The organism is Eubacterium sp. AM46-8, assembly GCF_003466705.1.
Classification (GTDB): domain Bacteria; phylum Bacillota; class Clostridia; order Lachnospirales; family Lachnospiraceae; genus Lachnospira.
Genome location: NZ_QSEU01000028.1, coordinates 1 through 3,795, shown reverse-complemented (window position 1 = coordinate 3,795; position 3,795 = coordinate 1). Strand labels below are relative to the sequence as shown.

Genomic DNA, 3,795 nt, shown 5'->3' with positions numbered 1-3,795 from the left:
ATATCAAAATATGTATGTTGAGAATACAGAAAAATTATTAGAAGAAATGAGAAAAGATAACACAAAATATTGAAAATGATTTGAATGAAAAAAATTCTTCGTTAATGTTGAGAATACAGAAAAATTATTAGAAGAAATGAGAAAAGATAACACAAAATATTGAAAATGATTTGAATGAAAAAAATTCTTCGTTAATAGAAATGAAAAATCAAATGAATATTTTAGCAGAGTCTATTCAAAATTTATGGACTGCTACAAAGTTGATTTGGGTTGATTCTTTATTATCTGATCTAGATTCTATAAGTTAGGAGACAAGGCTAAAATGAATAAGAAAAATAATAAAAGAACAAAATTAATGTTATTTTGGGTGTTGGCTATTATAACAACAATTTATTTTACTTTAAAAGAGAAGGATTACATTTAGGAGGAAAAAATGATTTCTTATGATATTTTGCAGAATTTAGAAAATAACTGTTTTGAATTGTTGAATGCAACAACAGGCATGATAAGTGGCTCTAATGAAAAAAGTATGAGAAAATCTCATCAAAATATTTTAGGTGCATTAAGAAAAATTGTAATTGCAAATGAAATGATGGGAAAAGGAATTATTTGCATTTCCGGTTTGCAGGGGGCAGGAAAATCTACACTAATGAAAAACTTTTATGGGTTAAGTGATGAATATTTTAATATTAAGACTGGAGTTGGGGAAAAAATCCCTGTTTTTATATGTGAAAATGGTGAATGCAGGGAACCAGAAATGTATGCAGTGTCACTTAAAAAACAAGATAATGGAACATTTATTAGGATAAAAGTAAAAATGAACGCAGAGGAATTTAGAAATGCCTCCTCAGGGGCGGATACTAATCTAAATATTATGTATTTAGAATTAAGAGTACCATATAAACATTTAAATAATGAATCTTATGCGTTTATGCTGCTACCTGGTTTTGAAAAGAAAAATGATTATTGGAGAAGCTTGATTGACTTTTCAGTTAAATGTTCAGATACATCAATATTTGTATTTAATGAGTCAAGTTTTTCAAAGTATGATAATCAAATTTTATTGGATAAAATACATGAAAAATTTGGAGATAGTTTAGTTTATGCAATCAGCCAATCTGATATAAGTCCGGACGATAATGATACAGTAAAAAATACATGTATTAATGTTATGAAAATACCAAAAGGGGAAGAAGATCGTGTAATCTGTGTTGGTGAATACGAAAATGAAATAGATAACAAAAGATGGATTGTAGAATTAAAGAAAGCAATTGAGAAATATTGTAACTCAATTGAAATAGCTAGAAAGAATTGCACACAATATATCTATGAGATTATTGAAGATGATTTAAGACCAGAATTAGCTTCAATTAAAGATACATTAGGAAGCGATACAGGGGATATGCTTGAGGTTCATCTTGAAAATTCTTCATATCTTAAAGCGTATGATCAAATAGTTAAAGAGCGTAGAATAAAATTAGAAAAAGAGTTAGAGAATGCATTAGAAAAATCATTTATTACTAGCAGAGATAGATTAGAGAAAATATTTAGAGATTCTTCGTATGCAAGAGAATTGGGGGTGGAAGACAAACGCGTTATTCGTAGGACTGTATTTGGTGAAAATGTTGAGGATATAAAGAGGGCAAGAGAAAGAGTTGATGTAGCTTTAAAACGTGAAAATGGTGTTTATGACTTTCAATATGCCTTTTTAGATGCCATTACAGAGACAAGTTTAGATGCTGTTGATAATAACGAATGTAGAAATATTTTTCTTAGAAATTATCAGCCAGAGATATCTGTTTTTGAAGAAAAATCGGATGTTGTTCCGAGTAAAGAAAGTATAGAAAGACGTCAAAATATAATGTTTGATGCGGCAGCTTTATTATCTAAGACAAACAATAATATGCCTCAACCGAGACATAATAATCCGGCTGAAACAGTGAAAGTAATTGCTGAATTAGGTGCAGAATATTTTGAATTAGAAACATTGAATCAAAGTTCTAAGTTGAATGATAACTTGATATTTCCAGAAATTATAAATGAAAAACTTCAGGTTGGATACAAAGAAATTGCTGAAAAAATCACTAATGTTGATAAGGTGTTGCTTGGAACTTTAGGAATTACAGGTATAGACATTCTTTCAGATGGGGTAATAGATGCAGTACCTACGATAGCTGCAGGTTTAGGAGTTTCAGTCCCGATTGTTACAGTGGTGGCGGGAATGATAGTGGCTGGAACAACAGGACTAGCTGTTGTTCAGGATATTAATAGGCTTAAGAGAGCTGAATTAAGTTCTGCCAAGAATGCCATATTTGCAATTCATTCACAAATTAAGACGAAATATTTAGATGCATATGATGAGGCGATGCAGGCAATTAGAGATAGAATTGAAGAAAATCTAATAGCTGCATCAGGTGTAAATAAACAAATATTTAAGAAGACAAGTGCAATGATAGCAATTAGTAAGATAGACAATGATTTGGATATCATATGCAGGGAGGTTACAAGAAAAGCATATGACATTGGAGAAGTTTTTAGAAGATAGAGAGAAGTGGCAAAATAATACTATTGAAGAAATTAGAAAAAAGGTAATCTATAAGCCAAGGTCATTACAAAATAATAAGATTGGTGAAAAACTTGTTGCTATATATGGCTCACCTCAGATTGGAAAGACAACTTTAATTCTTTGTCTGTTAGGTATTGCACCTCAATTTCAAAAAAAGGTTTATAATGATATAAGAGCGGGGGTTCCTAGGGGTAATTCTTCGACTTCGACCGCTATAATATACCAACAGATTGATGCTGATTTGTATGGTGTAAAATATGGAGAAAGTGATGGTTGTATTGAATTATGTTCAGATATGGAATTACAAGAGAAGATAAGGAAAATTAGAATAAAAGTTGAAGCTGATTCTGCGAGAAAAGATATTTTACATATATATATACCTCAAAAGTTTTTAAAAAAGAAGTAATAAATGAGACTGGATTGAATATAGTTGATTTACCAGGAGATGGTAGTAGAAATATTAAGGAAAAGTCACATGTGGATGCAATGATAAATAAGTATATGGCATTGGCAACTGTGAATATTATTACATGTAAATCGAATGAAATTCAGTCTTTAGAAACGTTGAAATTACCAATTAATGTTGATTGGAAAAATTTGCCTCATAAATATATTGTAGTTATTACAAATTCGTATGGCGTTGGAACGATAAGAAAGTATTTTAAAACTGAAATACCGTATAGAAAAGATGATTTTTATGAATTTGTTTCCAGGTCATATAAGAATGACGTTAAAGAAATAATTGGTGATTTGTCTAAAATTGAAGTGTTTCCTATTGACATAGGAGATTCATTTGAAAAAGTAATTAAATCATGTGGACTAAATGAATACGATCAGAATTCTGTTATAGCTACAAGAAATAGAATTCTTAATGAAATTAGAAGCTCAATACATCAAAGACAAGGAAATAGTTTAAAAAGTACCATGTTAGATTTAAAAGCATATACATCTGATTATGCAAAACAACAGTGTGATAATTTAAAAGAGCAATTGTATGAGCTTTCTGATGAAAAAGAAAGGCTAAAAAAAGATAATGATAAAAAAGAAAACAGGGTATCAGAATGTAATATAAAAATTACCGAGCTTGAAAAGAGTCATCATAAATATATGACATTATGTGAATATGTAGTTGTAATTAATGCAGATACAGTACGAAATGATGTAAATAAAATTATAACATCTTTTTGCAAAAAAAGAAAAAATAAAAGATTTTGAACATACTTTTTCTG

3 protein-coding genes are annotated in these 3,795 nt (G+C 29.5%); all 3 read left to right on the top strand.

Translation table 11 applies throughout. The features are described 5' to 3' along the window. The first annotated feature begins 433 nt into the window (after positions 1 to 433). The 3 genes from DW963_RS13030 to DW963_RS13020 are packed head-to-tail and all read left to right on the top strand — an operon-like array spanning position 434 to position 3,781. Positions 434 to 2,545 (top strand): hypothetical protein, encoded by a 2,112-nt coding sequence (locus DW963_RS13030; RefSeq protein ID WP_117916347.1) that lies wholly within the window; start codon positions 434 to 436, stop codon positions 2,543 to 2,545. Further along, positions 2,517 to 2,972 carry a hypothetical protein gene (locus DW963_RS13025; RefSeq protein WP_117916345.1) on the top strand — a complete coding sequence of 152 codons (456 nt, stop codon included), beginning with the start codon at positions 2,517 to 2,519 and terminating at the stop codon, positions 2,970 to 2,972. Before DW963_RS13030 ends, DW963_RS13025 begins: the two co-directional genes overlap by 29 nt. A gap of 14 nt (positions 2,973 to 2,986) precedes the next feature. Continuing rightward, a complete protein-coding gene (locus tag DW963_RS13020) occupies positions 2,987 to 3,781 on the top strand; it encodes a hypothetical protein (protein ID WP_117916343.1) in 795 nt (264 codons plus the stop codon). Positions 3,782 to 3,795 lie beyond the last annotated feature (14 nt).

Coding starts and splice junctions, on each gene's coding strand:
- DW963_RS13030 (WP_117916347.1), top strand. CDS start 434: ATGATTTCTTATGATATTTTGCAGAATTTAGAAAATAACTGTTTTGAA.
- DW963_RS13025 (WP_117916345.1), top strand. CDS start 2,517: ATGACATTGGAGAAGTTTTTAGAAGATAGAGAGAAGTGGCAAAATAAT.